This is a genomic window from Streptomyces manipurensis, from assembly GCF_049570255.1.
Taxonomy (GTDB): Bacteria; Actinomycetota; Actinomycetes; order Streptomycetales; family Streptomycetaceae; genus Streptomyces; species Streptomyces manipurensis.
Window position 1 is genome coordinate 576,211 of record NZ_CP186950.1, and the last position, 20,404, is coordinate 596,614.

At 75.5% G+C, this 20,404-nt stretch carries 20 protein-coding genes; 13 read left to right on the forward strand and 7 right to left on the reverse strand.

The window, feature by feature from the left end:
- Positions 1-6: 6 nt before the first annotated feature.
- The 7 genes from ACPU2J_RS02805 to ACPU2J_RS02835 all read left to right on the forward strand — a co-directional run bounded on the left by ACPU2J_RS02805 (position 7) and on the right by ACPU2J_RS02835 (position 5,819).
- Positions 7-489: an RNA polymerase sigma factor gene (locus ACPU2J_RS02805; RefSeq protein WP_361597337.1), complete on the forward strand. Its 483-nt coding sequence runs from the start codon at positions 7-9 to the stop codon at positions 487-489.
- 78 nt (positions 490-567) lie between these two features.
- Complete coding sequence (locus tag ACPU2J_RS02810; protein ID WP_423832666.1) at positions 568-1,443, forward strand: NlpC/P60 family protein; 876 nt, start codon at positions 568-570, stop codon at positions 1,441-1,443.
- Positions 1,444-1,532: 89 nt separating this feature from the next.
- The gene (locus tag ACPU2J_RS02815; protein ID WP_361597315.1) at positions 1,533-2,303 is read left to right on the forward strand and encodes a M23 family metallopeptidase; all 771 of its coding nucleotides are present in this window, start codon (positions 1,533-1,535) and stop codon (positions 2,301-2,303) included.
- A gap of 35 nt (positions 2,304-2,338) precedes the next feature.
- Positions 2,339-2,704 (forward strand): hypothetical protein, encoded by a 366-nt coding sequence (locus ACPU2J_RS02820; protein WP_420081875.1) that lies wholly within the window; start codon positions 2,339-2,341, stop codon positions 2,702-2,704.
- A 191-nt stretch (positions 2,705-2,895) separates the two neighbouring features.
- On the forward strand, positions 2,896-4,080 hold the full coding sequence (locus ACPU2J_RS02825) for a hypothetical protein (protein ID WP_420081874.1): 1,185 nt from the start codon (positions 2,896-2,898) through the stop codon (positions 4,078-4,080).
- Between the two features lie 31 nt (positions 4,081-4,111).
- Positions 4,112-4,906, forward strand: a complete 795-nt coding sequence (locus ACPU2J_RS02830; RefSeq protein WP_420081873.1) for a hypothetical protein — start codon at positions 4,112-4,114, stop codon at positions 4,904-4,906.
- 58 nt (positions 4,907-4,964) lie between these two features.
- Complete coding sequence (locus ACPU2J_RS02835) at positions 4,965-5,819, forward strand: tetratricopeptide repeat protein (RefSeq protein ID WP_423832667.1); 855 nt, start codon at positions 4,965-4,967, stop codon at positions 5,817-5,819.
- A 61-nt stretch (positions 5,820-5,880) separates the two neighbouring features.
- On the opposite strand, the gene ACPU2J_RS02840 is transcribed toward ACPU2J_RS02835, so the two are convergent.
- On the reverse strand, positions 5,881-7,647 hold the full coding sequence (locus ACPU2J_RS02840; protein WP_420081871.1) for an IclR family transcriptional regulator: 1,767 nt from the start codon (positions 7,645-7,647) through the stop codon (positions 5,881-5,883).
- On the reverse strand, positions 7,644-8,222 hold the full coding sequence (locus tag ACPU2J_RS02845; protein WP_361608139.1) for an RNA polymerase sigma factor: 579 nt from the start codon (positions 8,220-8,222) through the stop codon (positions 7,644-7,646). Before ACPU2J_RS02845 ends, ACPU2J_RS02840 begins: the two co-directional genes overlap by 4 nt.
- A gap of 568 nt (positions 8,223-8,790) precedes the next feature.
- Between ACPU2J_RS02845 and ACPU2J_RS02850 the strand changes: the two genes are divergently transcribed.
- On the forward strand, positions 8,791-10,779 hold the full coding sequence (locus tag ACPU2J_RS02850; RefSeq protein ID WP_423832668.1) for a hypothetical protein: 1,989 nt from the start codon (positions 8,791-8,793) through the stop codon (positions 10,777-10,779).
- Positions 10,780-10,816: 37 nt separating this feature from the next.
- Here the strand turns inward: ACPU2J_RS02850 and ACPU2J_RS02855 are convergent, their stop codons facing one another.
- Positions 10,817-11,500 carry a hypothetical protein gene (locus ACPU2J_RS02855; RefSeq protein ID WP_423832669.1) on the reverse strand — a complete coding sequence of 228 codons (684 nt, stop codon included), beginning with the start codon at positions 11,498-11,500 and terminating at the stop codon, positions 10,817-10,819.
- Between the two features lie 135 nt (positions 11,501-11,635).
- Between ACPU2J_RS02855 and ACPU2J_RS02860 the strand changes: the two genes are divergently transcribed.
- From ACPU2J_RS02860 to ACPU2J_RS02875, 4 genes are all read left to right on the forward strand, one after another.
- Positions 11,636-12,313: a response regulator transcription factor gene (locus tag ACPU2J_RS02860; protein WP_420081867.1), complete on the forward strand. Its 678-nt coding sequence runs from the start codon at positions 11,636-11,638 to the stop codon at positions 12,311-12,313.
- A 76-nt stretch (positions 12,314-12,389) separates the two neighbouring features.
- Positions 12,390-13,760 (forward strand): sensor histidine kinase, encoded by a 1,371-nt coding sequence (locus ACPU2J_RS02865; RefSeq protein ID WP_420082513.1) that lies wholly within the window; start codon positions 12,390-12,392, stop codon positions 13,758-13,760.
- Positions 13,761-14,273: 513 nt separating this feature from the next.
- Positions 14,274-16,346, forward strand: coding sequence for an elongation factor G (gene fusA / locus ACPU2J_RS02870; protein WP_420081866.1), 2,073 nt, complete (start codon positions 14,274-14,276; stop codon positions 16,344-16,346).
- A gap of 154 nt (positions 16,347-16,500) precedes the next feature.
- On the forward strand, positions 16,501-16,698 hold the full coding sequence (locus ACPU2J_RS02875) for a DUF5133 domain-containing protein (RefSeq protein WP_361606737.1): 198 nt from the start codon (positions 16,501-16,503) through the stop codon (positions 16,696-16,698).
- Positions 16,699-16,765: 67 nt separating this feature from the next.
- On the opposite strand, the gene ACPU2J_RS02880 is transcribed toward ACPU2J_RS02875, so the two are convergent.
- Both ACPU2J_RS02880 and ACPU2J_RS02885 read right to left on the reverse strand, forming a co-directional pair.
- Positions 16,766-17,032 (reverse strand): protealysin inhibitor emfourin, encoded by a 267-nt coding sequence (locus ACPU2J_RS02880; protein WP_420081864.1) that lies wholly within the window; start codon positions 17,030-17,032, stop codon positions 16,766-16,768.
- A gap of 182 nt (positions 17,033-17,214) precedes the next feature.
- Positions 17,215-17,670 carry a hypothetical protein gene (locus ACPU2J_RS02885; RefSeq protein ID WP_423832670.1) on the reverse strand — a complete coding sequence of 152 codons (456 nt, stop codon included), beginning with the start codon at positions 17,668-17,670 and terminating at the stop codon, positions 17,215-17,217.
- Here ACPU2J_RS02885 and ACPU2J_RS02890 point away from each other — a divergent pair.
- Positions 17,663-18,556, forward strand: coding sequence for an NAD-dependent protein deacetylase (locus tag ACPU2J_RS02890; protein WP_423832671.1), 894 nt, complete (start codon positions 17,663-17,665; stop codon positions 18,554-18,556). The two genes, ACPU2J_RS02885 and ACPU2J_RS02890, sit on opposite strands and share 8 nt — an antisense overlap.
- A gap of 12 nt (positions 18,557-18,568) precedes the next feature.
- Here ACPU2J_RS02890 and ACPU2J_RS02895 read toward each other — a convergent pair whose 3' ends face one another.
- Together ACPU2J_RS02895 and ACPU2J_RS02900 are read right to left on the reverse strand one after the other, a co-directional pair.
- On the reverse strand, positions 18,569-19,255 hold the full coding sequence (locus tag ACPU2J_RS02895) for a CE1759 family FMN reductase (protein WP_423832672.1): 687 nt from the start codon (positions 19,253-19,255) through the stop codon (positions 18,569-18,571).
- A complete protein-coding gene (locus ACPU2J_RS02900; RefSeq protein WP_420081861.1) occupies positions 19,252-20,382 on the reverse strand; it encodes an LLM class flavin-dependent oxidoreductase in 1,131 nt (376 codons plus the stop codon). Before ACPU2J_RS02900 ends, ACPU2J_RS02895 begins: the two co-directional genes overlap by 4 nt.
- Positions 20,383-20,404 lie beyond the last annotated feature (22 nt).

Genomic DNA, 20,404 nt, shown 5'->3' on the forward strand with positions numbered 1-20,404 from the left:
GACCACATGACCGCCGCCGAGTTCGACGAGGCGTTCACCGCCGTGATGCCGAGGCTGCGGCGCCGGCTGCTGGTCCTCACCGGCAATCCGCACGACGCCGACGACCTGTTGCAGGAGACGTACCTGCGGCTCTCCCGCCGGGCCCGTGCCCGCACCCTGACGCGTCAGCAGCAGCCGTACGCCTACACCTGTGCGGCGGCGCTGAACCTGCTGCGCGACCTGTGGCGGCACCCCTCGCGCCAGGAACGCTGCACCGACCGGCTGCCGGAACACGGCTGGGACGGCGGCTTCGCCGGCCGGGAGGCCGAGGCGGTGACGGCCGCGCTGCTGCGCGGGCTGTCCCCCAAGGAGGCGGCGGCCGTGATCCTCGTCGACCTCGAGGGCCTGACCCACGACATGGCGGGGGAACGGCTCGGCGCCCACCGCGGCACGGTGCAGCGCAACCGCATGCGCGGCCTCGCCAAGATCCGCGCCGCACTCGCCGCCTAGCACCGGCCGCACCGGCCACCACCGACCCGCACCGCACCGCACCGGCGCACATCGCGCCGACCACTCCAGGGGGAAACCATGCACCGCGCCCACCGCACCCTCGCGACGGCGGGAGGACTGCTCCTCGCCACCGCCCTGACCTGTACCGGCACGGCGATGGCCGCCTCCGCGCCGGCCTCCGCGGCGACAGCGGCCGCCGCCGACTGCCGCGCCCTGGCGGACGCGTCCGCCCAGGCACAGGCGATCGTCAACGCCGCCTGCTCGCAGATCGGGGTCCCGTACTCCTGGGGCGGCGGTTCGATCCACGGGCCGACGTTCGGCCAGGACTATCCAGGCGGTGGTCCCGGCGCCCACGACAGCCGGGTGAAGGGCTTCGACTGCTCGCACCTGGTGCAGTACGCGGCCTGGCAGGGTGCGGGCATCGCCCTGCCCGAGGGGACGTGGAACCAGGCCCGGTGGAGCGGCGCCACCGCCCGGTTCGACCGCACCCGGGGAATCGCTCCGCTGCAGCCGGGCGATCTGCTGCTGTGGGGATCGGACCCGGCCAACCTCGGCAGCGTCCACCACATCGCCGTCTACCTCGGCAACGGCAAGATGGTCGAGGCCCGGGAGTCGGGGACGCTCGTGATGGTCAGCGACGTACGGCTCAACGCGCAGTACGCGGGCGCCCTGCGCATCGCCGGCACCGGGCAGCCGCCCGCGAACACCAAGCGGTTCATGACCTGGGGCACCGATGTGAGCCTGCGTCCCGAACCCGGCACCCGGAAGCCTCCCGTGAGCAGGCTGCCCGGCCCCACGGCCGTGGACGTGCTCTGCCAGGCGCGCGGAGAGACGGTCACCGCCGAGGGCTACACCAACGACGCCTGGTCGTACCTGCCCAAGTACAACGCGTGGATCTCGAACATCTACATCGACGACCCGGCCGCCTGGCTGCCCGGGGTTCCCACCTGCTGACGCGGTTCGCCCCGCCGACGCGCCGTTCCACCGCACCGTCCGGATCCCACACCTCTCGTCACCCCTCGCTCTCTCGAAGGAGACCCGCCATGCGCACACTGAAGCGCACCCAGTCCATCGGCCTGCTCGTCGCCGCGGTCACCGCGGCCGGGCTGGTCCCGCTCGCGGCCGGCCAGGCCGCCGCCGCTCCCGCCAAGGCCACCGGCTACGCCGGCTCCTGCCCGACGGCCGGCACGGTGACCCAGGGGTGGCACTCCGGCCACGACGGCGTCGACATCGCCAACAACCGCGGTACGCCGATCCACTCCACCGGGCCCGGCACCGTCATCGTCTCCGGCACCGCCAGCGGCTACGGCCAGTGGATCCGCATCAAGCACGACGACGGCACCGTCACCGAGTACGGCCACATGTACGAGCGTCTCGTCTCCGTGAACCAGCGGGTGAGCAGCGGTCAGCTGATCGCGCGGATGGGCTCCGAGGGCCAGTCCACCGGGCCGCACCTGCACTTCGAGGCGCACTCCTCCACGGCCAGCACCCGGGGCATGGACCCGGTCGCCTATCTGGCCGAGCGGGGTGTGAGCCTGCCGTGCACCCCGGGCAGCGGAACCCCCGGTACGAACTTCACCACCTGGGGCACCTCGGTCCGGGTCCGCGCCGACGCCCGGCTGAACGCGACGGTCGTGCGCACGCTGACCGGGCCGACGCCGGTCTACGTGCAGTGCCAGAAGAAGGGCGACCCGGTCACCGCCGAGGGCTACACCAACGACGCCTGGTCCTACATCCCGGCGCTCGGCGGCTTCATCTCGAACATCTACATCGACCACCCCGCCGCCTGGCTGCCGGGCGTGGGCACGTGCTGACCGGCGCCCTCGCCGGCAGGAGGGGTGCCGCGGCCGTGGCTCTCGCCTCCGCGCTGCTCCTCTCCCCCGGTCTCACCTCGTCCGCGCAGGCCGCCGACTCGGCGCCCTGCACCCCCGACCGGAACTATCCGGGCACGTTCCTGTGCCCGATCTGGGGGTCGAACGTCAATCTGCGCACCGCCCCCGATCCGCAGGCCCCGGTCAGCGCCACTTCGCCCGACGGCGGCGTGCTCAGGGTGCTGTGCCAGGTCAAGGGCGGCCGCGCGACCTACGGCGAGTACTGGCACACCTGGTGGGTCAAGACCCCGGCCGTCGGCATGGCCAAGTCCGCCTACATGAGCGAGATCTTCCTCGTCGGCGGCGGCAACGACGAGCGGGACTCGGGCCTGCCGAACTGCTGACGGACGGCCCGCGCCGGCCGGATGCCCCGGGACCCGCCGCGGCCCCGGGGCATCCGGCGTTCCGGCCCTCGCCGGCTTCACCGCGGCCGCCGCCCCGGTCTCCACCGCGGGCCCCACCTCCGCCTTCAGTTCCCTCCCCTCTTCCGCCGATTCCACCGGACACACCGGCTCCACCGATCCCGAGGACGATCATGACGACCTTGAAGAGCGCCCGCGGCACGATGCGGGCGGGCGTGCTGACCGCCGCCCTCGCCGCGCTCGTGTGCACCACCGCGACCACCACCTCCGCCGCCTTCGCCGAGTCCCCGCCGCCGCGCCCGGCGGCGGCGCAGGCCGAGGTGCCCGCCGGTGTGACGGCCGGCGTCGCCGTCTTCGACCGCCAGACCGGCACTTTCACCGAACAGCTCAACACCTCGGCGCAGTTCAGGTCGGCGTCGGTGGTGAAGCTGCTGATCGCGCTGGACGTGCTCTGGAACCGCAGCCCCGACGCCCTCCCGGCCGCCGACCGGGCCCGGATCGACACCATGCTGCGCGGCAGCGACGACACGGCCGCGAGTACCTTCTGGGCGAACAACGGCTCGGGGGCGATCGTCGACCGGATGGTCGCCCGGCTCGGTCTGACCGACACCGCCCGCCCGCCGGCCACGCACCCCGGCTACTGGGGCTACACGGCCCTCTCGGCCCGGGACACCGTGAAGATCTACCGCCATCTGCTGGACTCGGCGCCGGCGGCCACCCGCGACTACCTCCTCGGCGACCTGCGGCAGTCCACCCGCTGCGCCACCGACGGCTACGACCAGCACTTCGGGATCGCCGGTTCCTTCAACCGGCCCTGGGCGGTCAAGCAGGGCTGGTCGGGCTTCAGTTCGGGCGGCTGCACGGCGACGACCGCCAAGGCGGCGGCCACAGCCGCCGAACCGGAGGGAGCCGCCCCGGCGCCGGCGGGCGCCGACGCCGTGGACCTCTCCCGTCCGGCACTGCACACCACCGGTGTGGTGGGCACGGGCGACCGTTCCATCGTGGCCGTCTTCACCCTGCACCCCGGCGGGACCTCGTACGGCAAGGCCTACACGGACATCGGGCGGCTGACCCGTTCCCTGAACGTGCCCGGCGCCTCCCGTCCCGCCGGTACGTGGATCGGCACCTGGGGCAGCGGGGTCCGGGTCCGCACCCAGGCGACGACCGCCTCCGGCGCGATGACCACGCTGCCCGCCGGAGTGGAGGTCCTGGTGGGCTGCCAGAAGCGCGGGCAGCAGGTCAGCCAGCCGCCGTACCTCAACGACTGGTGGGCCCACCTGCCCCAGTACGGCGGCTACATGACCAACATCTACCTCAGCAGCCCCGAGAACCAGGTGCCCGGGGTGCCGGTCTGCTGAGCGGCGCGAGGGGCGGCCGTAGGATCGGCCGGTGATCCGCAAGCCACCCCCGCCCTCGCCCCCGCCCCCGTCCTCCGTGTGCGTCGACGTCCCCGACGGACTCGGCGCCGTGGAGGTGACGGGGGACGCGGACGGCAGCCTGCTCCTGCTGGCCGGCGATCCGGCGCTGCTGGAAGCCGGTGACGGCTGCGGCAGCCTCGGCCGGCTGGCGGCCCGCGCCGGTGCGGGGGCGCCCGGCATCGCCGAGGTCAGGTCGCTCGCCGCCTGGCTGGGCGCGCCCGGCCTGGTCCCCGATCCGGTCACCGGCCTCGTCGGTCCGCCGGATCCGGGGCGGCTACGGCCCCTGCTGTCGCTGCTGGCCCCGGGACGGTACGTGATGACGGCGGCGGTGGCTCCGGATCTGCTGCGGGTCGTCCGCCCCGACGGCCGCCGGACCGAGGGCCGGTACGCCGACGAGGAACTCGCCTTGGTGACCACCGATTTCCGGCCGCCGTCCGACCACGCGGCGGTGCGCCGGTACGGGGACCTCATCCGCGCCGGGGGCGCCCTGCCGGCGCTGGTGGTGCTGTTCCCCACCGTGGACAGCCGGGCGGGCTACCTCCTCGACGGACACCACAAGCTCGCCGCCTACGAACGCGCCGGCGCCCGGCCGCTGTTCGTCGGCCTCGCCCCGCAGGCGCCCCGCCCGCCGCGGCCCGAGGAGCTGGACCGGGCCCGGGAGGTCTTCCCGTACGGTCCGCACCCGCACCGAAACGACCCGCTGGACCGGGTCTTTTCCGCCATGGGGGCAGAAGCCTCCTTCTCGTCGGCGGGCCGCCGCCCGTAGGCTTGCGCGCTGCCGTCGGACAGCGTGTTCTCTGCCGTCACGAGACATGGACGTGAGTGTGGAACGGGACGATGCGCACCTCCTCGACCGGCGCCGGCTCACGGCGAAGCGCGACAGGGCCGAGGCCCTGGGCGAAGCGGGCAGGCCCCGGGAGGCCCGCCGGGTCCTGGTGGGCCTGCTCGCCGCCTTCGAGCGCGGGCTGGGACCCGACCATCCGGAGAGCCTCCTGACCCGCGGGCTGCTGGCCCGCTGGACCGGCGAGGCGGGCGAGCCGCGGGCGGCGGCCGCGGAGTTCCGGGACCTGGTGCGGCTGCGCGGCCGGATGCTGGGGATGTCCCACCCGGTCACCCTGGAGGCCCGCCACGCCCTGGCCCACTGGACGGCGGAGAGCGGCTGCGGGGCAACGGCGCTGGGGATGCTGGAGGAGCTGCTCGCGGTCCGGCTGCGGGTGCTGGGCGCGGACCATCCCGGCACCCTGGCCACCGAGCACGAGCTCGCCCGGCACATCGGCGGCGCCGGAGAGCCGGCGACGGCCGCCCGGCTGCTGGGCGACGTGTGCGCGGCCCGGACCCGGCTGCTCGGCGGCGACCATCCGCACACCCTCGACTCACGCCAGGAGCTGGCCCGTTGCACCGGCGCCGCGGGCGATCCGGGCCTCGCCGCGGACCAGCTGGCGGTGCTGCTCGCGCTGCGGCGCGGGGTGCAGGGCGACCGGCATCCGGCCACTCTCCTGGCCTGCCACGAACTGGCCGTCTGGGAGCTCGCGGCGGGGCGGGGCGCGGCGGCCCGGACACGGCTGCGGGAGCTGCTGCCGCTGCGCGCGGAGGTGCTGGGGGACGGGCACCCCCACGTCCGGGCGACCGCCGCGCTCCTCGGCCGCACGTCCCGCGCGGGACGGCCCGCGGCGGACTGAGGACGCGGCCGGTCCGCGGTGCGGTGCGGACCGGCGCACGGGAACCCCTCCGGCCACAGCGCTAGAAGGCGTCGGGGAGGGCGGGGACGGCCTGGCGGAGCGGGGCGGCGGCGCCGTCGTTCTGCGCCGTCCCGCCCGGGGCGTCCCGTGGCGGGTCCGCCGCCGGGGTGCGGGCGCTGCCGGCGACGATGAGCGCGAGCAGGACCGCGGCCGCCTCGGACTGCAGGATCCGCGCGGCCTGCTTGAGCCGGCCCGGGTCCGGCACCGGGATGGACAGGGCCAGGCATTCCGGGTTCGGCCCGGCCGTGATGGGCACCGCCGCGCACAGCGTGCCGAGCGCGTACTCCTGGAGGTCGAGGAGGGGGGCGTGGGGCGGCCTGGTGTCCAGCTGGTGGAAGAGGGCCCGCCGGCTGGTGAGGGTGTGGTGGGTGAAGCGGCTGGGCCGGTAGCGGGACAGGTGGTCGCGGCGCTCGTCGGGTCCGAGCTGGGTCAGCAGGGCCTTGCCCACCGCGGTGGCGTGCGCGGCCGCGCGGAAGTCGACCCATTCCTCGACCGCGGGTGCGGCGGGACCGTCCGCGTACTGGGTGATGGACACCTCGCCGTCGGTGTACCGGGCGACGTAGACGGCGGCGCCGACCGTGTCCCGCACCCAGGCCAGGGTTTCGCGCAGGTGCCCGTGCCCCCGGCCGCCCGGCGGGTCGACGGGCAGCAGGGCGTTGCCGGGGACGTACGCGTCAGGCCCGACCGGGGTGGCCAGGTCGGCGCGGATCAGCTGCTCCACGGCCCGGAGGAGGGCGAGTTGCGGCAGTCCGGTCTCGCGGGCGATCTGGGTGAGGTTCACCCCGCCGGAGAAGCGGTTGACGACCTCCAGCACCCGCAGTGCGTGGTGGACGGACTCCAGGGCCACGGGCGCGGGGCGTTCCCCAGGCGGGCGCGGGGCCGTGGGCGGTGGGCCGGGCGGCCGCAGTGCGCCCAGGGCCCAGGCTCCGGCCGCCTCGGTGAGGTGCAGCGGGTCGAGGCGGGCGTTGCGGGCGACGGCGACGGCGACCTGCGGCCCGGGGGTGAAGACCTCACCCAGGTCGGGGTGTTCCAGCGGGGGCCGGGCGGTGACGGCCCGGTGCAGCCGGGCGGGCAGCCGCACCGGCGGCCGCCCGGCCCGGCCCGGTCCCCCGGTGAGGGTGGTGAGGTCCTGGGTGGTGATGGGCGGGGAGGTCCAGATGACGGAGGCGCCGAGGGCGCCCTCCAGGTCCTCCGGGATACGGGGCAGCACGGGCAGGTGCTCGTCGGCCGGGAGGGTGCCCGCCTGGTGCTTCCAGTGCCGGGCGGTCGCGGCCTCGGCACGGGCCAGGTGGTACAGGTAGAGGCAGCGGGCTGCGGTCCGCGAGCCGGCGCCGGCGGCGTACTGGAACCAGAACCGGGCGCCCTCCGTGCGGTCGGCCAGGTGGAGCATGCAGCCGAAGAGCAGTGCGGAGTCGGGTCCGTGGGGCCAGGAGTCGGCGTCGAGGGCGAGGGCGGCGAAGTCCCGGCTCTCCACCAGGGACCAGGCGAGGTCGTCGAGCCCGCGGGCGGCCCGCACGTGGCAGGCCGCGTCGAGGACCAGGGCGTCGGACTCGGCGGGTACGCTCCGGCCGCGGGCCGGCGGGGGCCCGCCGCAGGGGCCGCCGCCCCGGCCGTGCCGGGCGCGGTCGGCGGCGATCCGGCGGGCGATCCGGCGCCGGGCGGCCCCTTCGTCGTAGCCGGCGTACTCCTCGGCGAGCACGGCCGCGTCCTCCAGGGCCGCGTCCAGTCCGCGCAGCGGCATGTCGCGGTGGCGTGGCACGTCGCTCACTGGTCCTTCTCCTCTCCGGGGATCCATTCCACCCCGAGCTTGCGGGACAGGGTGCGGCGCGCGCCGCGGATGTGCGAGCGGACCGTGGCCGGCGAGATCCCCATCATGCGGGCGACGGTGTCGGAGTCGTTGCCCAGCAGGAAGGCGAGGAGCACCACGTCGTACTGCCGCTCGGACAACCCGGCGATCGCCGCGTAGAGCCCGAGTTTGGACTCCAGCAGTTCCAGGCGTTCCCGGGAGGAGCGGCGCAGCGCGGCGAACCAGGCCGTCTCCACCATCGCCACCTGCCGGCCCAGGACGGCCAGTCTGCGTTCGACGTGCTCGCGGAGCACGGCCCAGGCGAAGCCGTGCAGGCTCGCTTCCTTCAGCGCCTGGCACCACACCTTCAGCAGGAAGGTGAAGACATCGTCGACGACCTCTTCCGCGTCCTTGCGGTTGCCGAGCTGGAGGTGGGCGTAGCGCAGGTAGGCGCGGTGCTGCTGGGAGTGGAACGCGGCGAACTCCACCGGCAGTACGCCGGCCAGTTCGCTGGAGACCGCGCGGTCCCCGGACGGGTCGAGTTCGCCTTCGTTCATGCGCTCCCCCACAGCTGTTCGTCGCCGTCCGCGGGGGCGGCGGGGACCTGGCGGTGCCGTGCCGGAGTCCCGGCGCGGCGCGGGGCTGCGGGTGGCCCGCCGGTGGCTCTGCCTCCTCCCGGGCCCGGGGGGCGTCCGGGCGCCCGGGGCCCGTCGGCGGCGACGGCGCGCGGAGCGGGGGCCGACGGGGCGAGGGCGGGCGTCTCGGCAGCGTTCACGGCGAAGTGGAACCTTCCAGGTGGAGTGGGCGCGGGGCGGCGTGCCTCCCCCCGGACCGGCAGCCGCGGAGCGTCGGGCGCTCCTTGTCACCACCCCATCGGAAATCGAGCCCGATCGTGCAAGCCGGTCCGCGGAAATCTTCCGGAGGAAGCGCATCCGCCTCGGTGCGCGCCCCGGCCCGCCCGCGTACGCCCCTCCGGTGGGGTGTCCGGCACCCCCTGACGTGCGCTTCGGCCGGGCCGGGGCGGCGTACTCCCGGCGCACGGGCCGCACTTCCTGTCACACGATCGGATGTAGGTACGGCCCCATCCGGTGGGACACGTCCCCACTCCGTGCTCCCCGGTGCCGGATGGCTGCATGGTGGGTGCAGCTCCCGGCGCCCCGGCACTCGCCGCGCGCCGCCCAGCAACGGAAGGGCCAGTACCCGATGGCGTTCGCGAGGACCCTCCTGCCCGCCCTGCTCTCCCTGGCGCTGACGGGTGTGCCCGCCGCCCTCCCCGACACCGACACCGCGGCCGCGGCCGCGTACGACGGGCAGAGCGCCCACGAGACCGCGCTGTTCAGCGTGAAGGCCGGCAACAACGCGGCGTCCCAGGAGTTCACGGTGGACGGGGCGCGGCTCACGCGGGTCGCCGTCTGGCTGGGCAGCGGGGCGGCGACCGGGTCGGTGACCGCCGAGATCCGGCGGGTGCGCGACGATCCGGCCTCGGTGATCGCCTCCAGGACCCTGCACCTGGCCGCCCTCGGCGGTCCGGGGGCCGGCTGGGTGGAGTTCCCGGTCGACGCCGCCGTGGTCCCGGGCACCACCTACCACCTGTTCGTCAGGGCGGTGACCGCGGAGAGCGGGCCGATCGCCTGGTACGGCACCACCCGGCCCGCGGCAGGGACGCCGGTCAGCTGGAACTACGACCGTTCCCACTGGGGCGGCTGGCACGCCGAGACCTCCCGGCTCGCCTTCCACGTGAACCCCACCGGCGGCGAACGGTGCGGGGAACGCGAGCCCTGCTACGTGCCCGTCTCCGTGCGCGCCGCGCGGACCTCGGGCCTGCTCGCCAACGGGGTGCACACCGAGGCCGTGCTGCCCTCCTTCGCCGTCGGTGCCTCCTACGTCGAGGGCAGCAACGTGCTGCGGCTGCCGTCCGGCCGGTGGCGCTACCTCCCCGAGGGCGCGTCCGTGTCCACCGTGGTCGAGGCCGACGATCCCGGGGCGCTGGCGCAGGTGGCGGAGAGCCGGGCCTGGCTGGCGGCGGGCCGGGTGCCCGGTGGCACCGGCCAGCGGCGGGCGGCCGCGGAGCGCGCCCTGCTGTCGATGCGTGCGCTGCTGAAGCCGAACGGCGCGTTCGCCGCGGCCTGGTCGCCCGCGTGGGCCTACTCCTGGCCCCGTGACGGGGCCTTCGCGGCCGCCGCGTTCGCCGCGACCGGGCACGACGAGGAGGCGTACCGGATCCTGCGCTACGACGCGCGCACCCAGCGGGCCGACGGGACGTGGGAGGCGCGCACCACCCTGGACGGCGCCGGGCCGCCGGACGGGCGCGAGTGGCAGCTGGACGGCAACGGCTGGGTGCCGTGGGCGACATGGCAGTGGTACCGGACGGCCCCGGCCGCGGGGCGGGACGAACGGCTGCGCGCGCTCTACCCGATGGTCCGCAGGGCGGCCGACCACACCGTGGGCGCGCTCGGACCGGACGGGCTGCCGCCAGCGTCCCCTGACTACTGGGAGCTGGGCACGACGAGCACCAACATCGGTACGGCGGCGCCGCTGCTGGCCGGGCTCAACGCGTCCGCCGACCTCGCCGCACGGCTGGGCAGGCAGGACGACGCGCGGCGGTGGTCCGACGCGGCCGGGCGGCTGTCGGCGGGGATCGCCGCCGCGTTCGCCCCGCTGGGATACCAGCGGACGGTCGACGGGGAGCACGGCCGGGACAGCGCGGTGGCGTTCATGGCGCCGCCCTTCAACGCCGCCCCGGCGGGGCTCGGCGAGGCGCTGGACTCCACGTACCGGGCGCTGCTCCTGCCGAACGGCGGCCTCACCCCGGGCGACGACCCCTCCTTCAGCTGGGGTCCGTACGCCTGGACCGCCAGTACGAGCTTCTTCGCGCTCGCGTGGGCCGGTACGGGCGAGCGGGCGCGGGCGGGCCGGGTGCTCGACTGGGTGCTGTCCAAGCGGAACGGGCTGGGCGAGCTGCCCGAGACGGTGAACGGGGACGGCCTGCCCTCCGCGGTGGCGCCCCTGGGCTGGACGGACTCGCTGGTCGTGCTCGCCGCCCTGGCCCTCCAGGGTTCCCCGCAGCCCGCCCCGCCGCTGCGGGCCGCGGTGCCCGCGGGCAAGGCCGGCTGAGCGCGGCTCCGCGTCGCGTCGGCCGGGTGGGTCCCGGTCAGCCGCCGGTGGCGGTGTCGCTGCCCTTGACGGTGTTGCCGGTGACGGTGTTTCCGGTGACCGACCCGTCCGTTCCCGACACGGTGACCGCGTGCCGGACGCCGTCGGGGCCGAGGACCACGGCGCGCCAGGCGCTGCCGCCGCCCTCCTGCCCGACCACGCGCAGGGAGACCACCTTGCCGCCGGTCACGGCCGCGGCGGCCTTCTCGGCCGCTTCGCCCGCGGGCAGCGAGGGCACCGGCGCCGGAGCCCGCTCGGCACGGCCGCCGTCCCCGTCGGCACGGTCGGGGGCGCCCGGACGGTCCGGGGCGGCGGGGCGGTCGGAGCGGTCGCGCTGCCCCGGGATCGCGCGCTGCTCGCCCGGCCCGGCGGCCCGCGGCCCGTGCCCGAAGGGCCCCGGACCGGCCTCGAAGCGGACGGCGTGCGGGCCCCGCCCGTGGTGGTCGTGGTGCGCGACGGCCACGGCGGTCACCACGCCGCCCACGACGACGACGGCGGCCCCGGCCGCGACCCACCGGGCGCTCCGGCCCGGGGGGACGAAGCGGCCCGGGAACCCGCGCCGGCCGCCGGCTCCGGGTTCCTTCCCGGAGGGTGCGGACGGCACGGGCGGTACGGCCGGCGGGGACGGGTCCGGCCGTGCGGGCGGCACGGACGGTTCCGTGGGCGGTACGGGTTCGGACATGCGGCGGCTCCTCGGGACGGCCGGGCACGGTGCCGGGCTCGTGCCAGAGCATGCGCGGCCGAAGCTGAAGCCCCGCTGAAGCCACCTGAAGACCTCTTCAGCCGCGCCCGGTGCGGCCCTGCGATCCTGTTCGGCATGCGCGTACTGGTGGTGGAGGACGAACGGCGGCTGGCGGTGGCCCTGCAGCGCGGGCTGCAGTCGGAGGGGTTCTCGGTGGACGTGGCCCACGACGGGACCCAGGGGCTGTGGATGGCGACCGAGCACGACTACGACCTGATCGTGCTCGACATCATGCTGCCGGGCCTGAACGGCTACCGGATCTGTGCCAGGCTGCGCGCGGCCGGCAACGAGTCGGGGATCCTGATGCTGACCGCCAAGGACGGCGAGTACGACGAGGCGGAGGCGCTGGACACCGGCGCGGACGACTTCCTGTCCAAGCCCTTCTCCTACCTCGTCCTCGTGGCCCGGCTGCGGGCGCTCGGCCGCCGCGCCGGCGGACGCCGGCCGCAGGTGATGCGGTTCGGCGACCTGCTGCTCGACCCGGCCGCCCACGCGTGCTCGCGCGGCGGCACGGAGATCCGGCTGACCGCGCGGGAGTTCGCGGTGCTGGAGTACCTGGCCCGGCGCTCCGGCGAGGTGGTGCCCAAGCGGGACATCCTGGAGCAGGTGTGGGACAGCGCCTTCGACGGCGATGCCAACGTCGTCGAGGTGCACGTCAGTGCCGTGCGCCGGAAGATCGACGCGCCGTTCGGGCGGGCCGCGCTGGAGACCGTGCGCGGCGCCGGGTACCGGCTGGCGGCCGACGGTGGCTGAGCCGCCGGCCCTGCTGCGGCGGGCGGCCCGCGCGCTGGCGGCGCTCCCGGGCGCGGCCGCGACCCGCTGGCCGGTGTTGCGCAGGCTGTGGCCGGCCACCGTACGGGCGCGGGCCACGGTGGCGGCGAGCCTGGTGGTGGCCGCGGCCCTGTCCGTCGCCTCGTTCGCCCTGCTGGGGCTGCTGGAGGCCAACCTGCTGCGGAACGCCGAGCAGGACGCCCGGCGGCAGGCCGACACCGTGGCGCAGCTGGTCGTGGCGGGCAAGCTGAACCGGGCCCGACTGCCCGCCCGCGGCGTGGAGTTCGTGCAGGTGGTGGGCGCCGACGGGCGACTGCTGTTCGCCAGCCCGAACCTGGGCGCCGTGGCCGCCCTGCCCCCGGCCCTGCCGGGCCCGCCGGGCCCGCGGGCCCACACCTGGTACGTCCCTCCGGTCGACGACCAGCACCGGCAGCGGGTGGTCCAGGTCGTCGTGGACACCCCGGACGGTCCGGCCACCGTGTACGCGGGCGCCTCCCTGCGCGGTGTCGACGCCGCCGACGACACGACGACGGCCGCGCTGGTCATCGGCGTACCGCTGCTGCTGGCCACCGTTGCCCTCGTGACCTGGCGGGTCACCGGGCACGCCCTGCGGCCGGTGGAGGCCATCCGCGCCGAGGTCGCCGGGATCTCCGACCGGGAGCTGCACCGCCGGGTTCCGGTGCCCGCCACGCACGACGAGGTCGCCCGGCTGGCGGCGACCATGAACGCCACCCTGGACCGGCTGGAGGCCTCCGGGCGCCGCCAGCGGCAGTTCATCGCGGACGCCTCGCACGAGCTGCGCAGCCCGATCACCGTGCTGCGGACACAGCTGGAAGTGGCCCTCGCCGTGCGCGACCCGGAGCTGTGGCCCGAGCTGATCGGTGGTGCGCTGGAGGACGTCGAACGGCTCCAGCGGCTCGCGGCGGACCTGCTGCTGCTCGCCCGCATCGATGCCGCCCAACCCGTGACGGCCGTACCGCTGGACCTGTCCGCGCTGGTGCGGGAGGTGGTGGACGCGCGCGTCGGGGACCGGGTGCCCGTACGGGTGGACCTGGCCGCCGACGTGGAGGTGAGCGCCGTCGCCCTGTGGCTGGGCCGGATCGTCACCAACCTCGTCGACAACGCGCAGCGTTTCGCCGACCGGCGCGTGGAGGTGACGCTGCGCACGACGGGCGGGTCCGCGGGTCGTGTGGCGGTCCTGGAGGTCGCGGACGACGGGCCGGGGATCCCGGAGGCCGACCGGGAGCGGGTCTTCGAGCGTTTCACGCGGCTCGACGACTCGCGCAGCCGCGACCACGGCGGAGCCGGCCTGGGCCTGGCCATCGCCCGGGACCTGAGTGCCCATCACGGGGGCAGCCTGACGGCGGAGCCGTCCGCGCGGGGCGGCGCCCGGCTGGTCCTGCGGCTGCCGGCGGCAGGCCGGGACTGACGGCCGCGCGGCGGGCGGCGGGCGGCGGGCGGCGGGCGGCGGGCGGCGGGCGGCGGAGGAAGCCCGCACCGGCGGGGCGTTTTGCGGGGCGTTCGAAAATGCGGTGCCCCGGACGGGTCCGGCTCCCTAAACTCGCCGTACGCGCCGCGGCCGAACGCCGCGCGTCCCGTGCCGAGTCCGATGAGAAGGGGAGCAGCCGCCATGCGCACGTACCGCACCGCCGCTGTCGCTCCCCCGTCCCGGTACGACGTGATCCCGGTGTCTCGTGACGCCCGGTGCCGGCTGCGCGGCCGTCACCGCTAGGAGTGCCGTGGCCCTGACCGGCCTGCTCCTCCTTCACCCCTGACGCCCTTTCGGGTTCCGTCACCCCGTCGTCCCGCTTCCGCGGCCCCGTGCCGCCCGGCTCGTCCCGGGCGCCCCGGCGGCTCGGTGGTGTGCGTACGGGGGACTGTGCCCCGCGTCCGGGACATTCGCGCCGCCCTCTCCCTCTCCCCACTCGAAAGGCCTCGGGCCATGCGCGCCAACGGGCGACTCCGCACCACCGTTCCCTCCTCCACCATCCGCAACCTGGGCATCCTCGCCCACGTGGACGCCGGGAAGACCACCCTCACCGAACGCGTCCTCTTCGCGACGGGCACCATCCACAAGCGGGGCGAGGTGCACACCGGTACCACCGTCACCGACTACGACCCGCAGGAGCGCGACCGCGGCATCACCATCTTCGCCGCCGCGGTGAGCTGCACCTGGGACGGGCACCGGGTCAACCTGATCGACACCCCGGGGCACGTCGACTTCTCCGACGAGGTCGAACGCTCCCTGCGGGTCCTGGACGGGGCCGTCGCGGTGTTCGACGCCGTCGCCGGGGTCGAGCCGCAGAGCGAGACCGTGTGGCGGCAGGCGGACCGGCACGGTGTGCCGCGGATCGCGTTCGTCAACAAGCTGGACCGGGCGGGCGCCGATCTCGACACGGCGGTCCGGTCCCTTTGCGACCGGCTGGGCGCCGTACCCCTCGTGGTGCAGCTCCCGATCGGCCGGGAGGACTCCTTCACCGGCGTGGTCGACCTGGTGGCCATGCGGGCGCTGCACTGGCCCGCGGGCGCGGACACCGTCGTGTCGGGCCCCGTGCCCGAGGCGCTGCGCGAGGAGGCCGGCCGGCGCCGCAGGCTGCTGGAGGAGACGGTGGCGGAGCTCCACGCGGGCGCCCTGGAGGAGTTCTGCGCGGACAACGCGCTGGGCGACGCCACCCTGTCCCGGGCGCTGCGGGAGCTGACGCTGAGCGGGGACGGTGTCGTGGTGCTGTGCGGATCGGCCTACCGCAACCGCGGGATCGAGCCGCTGCTGGACGCGGTCGTCGCGTACCTGCCGGCGCCGTCCGACATGCCGCCGGTCCGGGGAACCGCGGACGGGGCGGAGCAGGAACGCGCCCCCGACCAGTCGGAGCCCTTCACCGCCCTCGCCTTCAAGGTCACGGCGACGGCGACGGGCCGGCTCACGCACCTGCGGGTGTACGCGGGCACCCTGCGCAAGGGGGCGACGGTACTGGACGCGGCCACCGGCCGCACCGAGCGCGTCGGGCGGATCCTGCGGGTGCAGGCCGACCGGCACGAGGAGCGGGAGGAGGCGGTGGCGGGTGACATCGTCGCGGTGGTCGGGCTGAAGGCGGCCCGCGCGGGCACGACCCTGTGCGCGCCCGGGGCCCCGCTGCTCCTCGAACCGCCGTCCGTGGCCGAACCGGTGGTCTCGGTCGCGGTCGAGGCCCGCGTCAACGCCGACACCGGGCGGCTGGCGTCGGCGCTGGCGCGGCTCGCCGAGGAGGACCCCTCGCTGGTGGTGCGGTCCGATCCGGAAACGGGTCAGACGGTGCTGTCGGGGCTGGGCGAACTGCACCTGGAGGTGGCGGTGGAGAAGATCCGCCGCGGCCACGGGGTGGAGGTCGTCGTGGGCCGGCCGCAGGTCTCGTACCGGGAGACCGTGGTGCGCGGGGTGACCGGCCTGGTCCACCGGCACGTCAAACAGGACGGTGGCGCGGGCCAGTTCGCGCATGTCGTGCTGGACGTCGAACCGCTGGAGGGCACGGCCTTCGAGTTCCGCTCGACGGTGGTCGGCGGCCGTGTGCCGCAGGAGTACGCGCGCGCCGTGGAGGCGGGCTGCCGGGACGCCCTGGCCGAGGGCCCGCTCGGCGGGTTCCCGGTGACGGGGCTGCGCGTCACGCTGACCGACGGGTCCACGCACTCCAAGGACTCCTCGGAGATGGCGTTCCGGGCGGCGGGACGGTTCGGTCTGCGCGAGGCGCTGCGCCTGAGCACCGTCGAACTGCTGGAGCCGGTCGCCGAGGTGACGGTGAGCGTGCCGGAGGAGGCCGTCGGCGGTGTCCTCGGTGATCTCGCGGCGCGCCGCGGCCGGGTCCGCGGGTCGACCGCGGAGGCGGGCACCGCCGTGGTCACGGCCGTGGTGCCGCTGGCGGAGCTGTTCGGCTACGCGTCCGGGCTGCGCGGGCGGACCCGGGGCCGGGGCGTCTTCACGAGCCGACCGGCCGGCCTGGCCCCGGTGCCGGCCTCGGTCGCGGCGGCCCTCCCGGCCGGCTGACGGCGCCGTGTCCCCGCCCCCTTGTGTACGGGGGGCGGGGACACGGGCGGTTGCGGGGGTGCGCGGGGCGCATGGGACGGGCGGTCGGGGGCATGCGGGTGGCGGTGGCGTCCGGCCCCGGTGTAGGCGACCTGTGTGAAGGAGCGGATTCGTGATGATGGCTCACCCCGATGTGCTGGTCCGGCTGGTGGAGGAGTACGAGACCAGGTCGGCGCTGCGGGACGCGGGGCGGGACGCGCCGGCGCCGGGGCGGGTCGAGGACGTCGTCTACACGCTGTGCGTGACGACCGGGACCCGGGACATCGACGCCGCGCTGGCGGCCGTACGGGAGCGGCTGGCCTCGGCGCGGTAGGGCGCCGAGGTGGTGCCGGGCCGGGCCGCAGGGACACGGCCCGGCACCGCGGCTCACGCGGCGCGGCTCACCCGGCTTCGGCCAGGACCGCGTCGACCAGCTGCTGTTGGGCCTCGGTCAGGTGGGGGTCCTGCAGCTCCACCACCTTGCCGTCGACGTGGACCACGTAGCCGAAGGCGTCCGGGACGGGTGTGCGGGCCACCGGGGTCTCCTCGGCGAGGGCGCGTTCGGCCAGCGCCTCCAGTGCGGGTCCGTCGGGGCGGCACTCGGTCTCGACGGAAGCGGTCCGCTCGCGGCCCGCGAACCCGCCGGTGCGGATGACGGTGATCAGCATGGTGCGACCTCCTTGTGCGGGAGCGCCGCCCGTGCGGCGCGTCCCTGCGGATGGCTTCCGCCTGCCCGCGAACGGCGCTCCTGCGCACCCGCCGGCGGCATCGGGCGCGGATTGTCCGAATCCTGCCCACGGAGCGCGGCCCGTGGCTGCCGGCGACGGTGTACGCCGGGCGCCGCCCGGTGTCAGTCCCGTGCCGCGACCGCCTCGGCGAGGAAGGTCCACCCGTCGAGCCTGGTCTCCCGCCGCTCCCCCGGGTGCCACCCGCGGGCCCGCGCGGTGTCGAGGAGGAACCGGACGGTGCCCGGCTCGTGGAGGTTCAGGGAGCCGACGCCGACCTGGCCCACCTCCCCCGAGCCCGTGGTGAAGCCGGAGACGTACCGGCCGGGCCCCTCGTCGAAGAGGAGGCGCAGCGAGCCGCCGCTGCCGGACGGCTCCGGCCACAGGGCGAGCGTCTGCCGGCAGCCCCCGTCGTCCGTGACGCGGTGGCCGTGGCGGACCGTCCACAGGTAGGTGTCGCCGTCGGCGACGAGCCGGCGGGCGTTCTTCGGGGAGCGGGGCATGCGGTCGAGGGTACGCGGCGGCCAGGACGCGGGGCCGCCGCTGCGCCGGTCCGTTCCGTAGGCTGGCCGCATGCGCATGCGGCCCACTCTGACCTGGACCCCTCCCGAGGGGCTGCCTCCCGGCACCACCGATCTGGAGCCGGTCGCCGAAGTGCTGGGCGCCGGAGGCGTGCTGGTGCTGAGCGGGGCGGGCCTGTCCACGGAGTCGGGCATCCCCGCCTACCGGGGCGAGGGCGGGAGCCTCGGCCGGCACACCCCGATGACCTACCAGGACTTCGTGTCCGGGCCCGCGGCCAGGCGCCGGTACTGGGCCCGCAGCCACCTGGGGCGGCGCACCTTCCGGAGGGCGCGGCCCAACGCCGGGCACCGTGCGGTGGCGGCGTTCGGGAGGCACGGCCTGCTGTCCGGGGTGATCACCCAGAACGTCGACGGGCTGCACCAGGCCGCCGGCAGTGCCGAGGTGGTCGAGCTCCACGGGAGCCTGGAGCGGGTCGTCTGCCTGTCCTGCGACGCCGTGGTGTCCCGGCACGCGCTGGCCGTGCGGCTGGAGGCGGCGAATCCGGGTTTCGCGCCGGTGGCCGCCGCGCTGAACCCGGACGGCGACGCCGACCTCACCGACGAGCAGGTCGCGGACTTCCGGGTGGTGCCCTGCGAGGCCTGTGGCGGGGTGCTGAAGCCGGACGTGGTCTTCTTCGGCGAGAACGTTCCGCCGCAGCGGGTCGCACACTGCCGCGGGCTGGTGGCGGGGGCCGCTTCGCTGCTGGTCCTCGGCTCGTCGCTGACGGTGATGTCGGGGCTGCGCTTCGTCCGCGAGGCCGCCCGGGCCGGCAAGCCGGTGCTGATCGTCAACAGGGATCCGACCCGCGGTGACGGGCTGGCCGTCACGCGGGTCGCGGTCCCCCTGGGGGCCGCCCTGACCGCCGTCGCCGGCCGACTGGCCGTGCCCGTCGGCGACGCGACGTGAAGGGGCGGGGCCCTACACCCTCAGGGCGGCGAGCCGCTGTTCGAAGGGTACGACGGCGAAGCCGTCGGCCGGGTCGACCGAGGTGATCGCTCCCGTACGGGACCGGGGCGGTGAGATCGCGGCGGCGGTGTCGACGTCGGGGGCGATGGCGGCGCCGTCCGGATCCGTGACGGGAGCGGCCCCGCCGACGGACGGCCCGGTGAAGCGCGCCAGTTCCGCGCCCGCGCGGGCGATCCGCCGGGCCAGCCCCTCGTCGCCCCAGTCCTCGGAGGCCGCGTACACGGCGGTCGGGAGGACGAGCGCGCGGAGGTAGGTGAAGAGCGGGCGCAGGGCGTGTTCGGTGACCAGGGAGTGCCGGGCCGTGCCGCCCGTGGCGCCGAGGAGGACCGGCTTGCCGGTGAGGGAGTCCTTGTCGATGAGGTCGAAGAAGGACTTGAACAGGCCGCTGTACGAGCCGGCGAACACCGGTGTCACGGCGATCAGGCCGTCCGCGGCGGCGACCGCGTCGAGTGCTGCGGCCAGCCGGGCGGGCGGGAAGCCGGTCACGAAGTGCCGGGCGATCTCGGTCGCCAGTTCCCTCAGTTCGATCACTTCGAGTTCGGCGTCCACGTGCTCCCGGACGGCCGCGGCGAGCCGGTCGGCCAGCAGCCGCGTGGAGGAGGGCGTACTCAGTCCCGCCGAAACGACGACGATCTTCATGCCCGTGCCTCCTGCTGCGGGGTCTGCTGCTGCTCGGTCCTGCCGGCCGGGGTCCCCTGGGCGGCGGCCACCCGGGCGGCGTGGGTCGGTGCGTCCGGCACGCCCGCCGGGCGCAGGTTCGCGAACTCCTTGCGGAGCACGGGAACGACCTCTTCGCCGAGCAGGTCGAGCTGTTCCAGGACGGTCTTCAGGGGCAGCCCCGCGTGGTCCATCAGGAACAGCTGGCGCTGGTAGTCGCCCGCGTACTCCCGGAAGGAGAGCGTCCGTTCGATGACCTGCTGCGGGGAGCCGACGGTCAGCGGTGTCTGCGAGGTGAACTCCTCCAGGGACGGGCCGTGGCCGTATACCGGCGCGTTGTCGAAGTACGGGCGGAACTCGCGGACCGCGTCCTGGGAGTTCTTGCGCATGAACACCTGGCCGCCGAGGCCGACGATGGCCTGCTCGGGGGTGCCGTGCCCGTAGTGGGCATAGCGCTGCCGGTACAGGTTCACCATCTGCCGGGTGTGGGAGGCGGGCCAGAAGATGTTGTTGTGGAAGAAGCCGTCGCCGTAGTAGGCGGCCTGCTCGGCGATCTCGGGCGAGCGGATGGAGCCGTGCCACACGAAGGGCGCGACGCCGTCGAGCGGGCGCGGGGTGGAGGTGAAGGACTGCAGCGGGGTGCGGAACTTGCCCTTCCAGGTGACGGTGTCCTCGTCCCAGAGGCGGCGCAGCAGCGCGTAGTTCTCGATGGCGAGGTCGATGCCGTCGCGGATGTCCTTGCCGAACCAGGGGTAGACCGGCCCGGTGTTGCCGCGGCCCATCATGACGTCGACGCGGCCGTCCGCGACGTGCTGGAGCATCGCGAAGTCCTCGGCGATCTTCACCGGGTCGTTCGTGGTGATCAGCGTGGTGGAGGTGGACAGGATCAGGTTCTCGGTCCGTGCGGCGATGTAGCCGAGCATCGTCGTCGGCGAGGAGGGGACGAACGGCGGGTTGTGGTGCTCGCCGGTGGCGAAGACGTCGAGGCCGACCTCCTCGGCCTTCTGGGCGATGGCGAGCATCGCCTTGATCCGCTCGTGCTCGCCGGGCGTGCGTCCGGTCGTCGGATCGGCCGTGACGTCACCGACGGTGAAGATCCCGAACTGCATGGCTCGCTCCCCTTCCAAGGTT

Coding starts and splice junctions, on each gene's coding strand:
- ACPU2J_RS02860 (WP_420081867.1), top strand. CDS start 11,636: ATGCGCGTACTGGTGGTGGAGGACGAACGGCGGCTGGCGGTGGCCCTG.
- ACPU2J_RS02810 (WP_423832666.1), top strand. CDS start 568: ATGCACCGCGCCCACCGCACCCTCGCGACGGCGGGAGGACTGCTCCTC.
- ACPU2J_RS02805 (WP_361597337.1), top strand. CDS start 7: ATGACCGCCGCCGAGTTCGACGAGGCGTTCACCGCCGTGATGCCGAGG.
- ACPU2J_RS02895 (WP_423832672.1), bottom strand. CDS start 19,255: ATGAAGATCGTCGTCGTTTCGGCGGGACTGAGTACGCCCTCCTCCACG.
- ACPU2J_RS02890 (WP_423832671.1), top strand. CDS start 17,663: ATGCGCATGCGGCCCACTCTGACCTGGACCCCTCCCGAGGGGCTGCCT.
- ACPU2J_RS02850 (WP_423832668.1), top strand. CDS start 8,791: ATGGCTGCATGGTGGGTGCAGCTCCCGGCGCCCCGGCACTCGCCGCGC.
- ACPU2J_RS02875 (WP_361606737.1), top strand. CDS start 16,501: ATGATGGCTCACCCCGATGTGCTGGTCCGGCTGGTGGAGGAGTACGAG.
- ACPU2J_RS02900 (WP_420081861.1), bottom strand. CDS start 20,382: ATGCAGTTCGGGATCTTCACCGTCGGTGACGTCACGGCCGATCCGACG.
- fusA (WP_420081866.1), top strand. CDS start 14,274: ATGCGCGCCAACGGGCGACTCCGCACCACCGTTCCCTCCTCCACCATC.
- ACPU2J_RS02815 (WP_361597315.1), top strand. CDS start 1,533: ATGCGCACACTGAAGCGCACCCAGTCCATCGGCCTGCTCGTCGCCGCG.
- ACPU2J_RS02885 (WP_423832670.1), bottom strand. CDS start 17,670: ATGCGCATGCGGCCAGCCTACGGAACGGACCGGCGCAGCGGCGGCCCC.
- ACPU2J_RS02845 (WP_361608139.1), bottom strand. CDS start 8,222: ATGAACGAAGGCGAACTCGACCCGTCCGGGGACCGCGCGGTCTCCAGC.
- ACPU2J_RS02880 (WP_420081864.1), bottom strand. CDS start 17,032: ATGCTGATCACCGTCATCCGCACCGGCGGGTTCGCGGGCCGCGAGCGG.
- ACPU2J_RS02825 (WP_420081874.1), top strand. CDS start 2,896: ATGACGACCTTGAAGAGCGCCCGCGGCACGATGCGGGCGGGCGTGCTG.
- ACPU2J_RS02855 (WP_423832669.1), bottom strand. CDS start 11,500: ATGTCCGAACCCGTACCGCCCACGGAACCGTCCGTGCCGCCCGCACGG.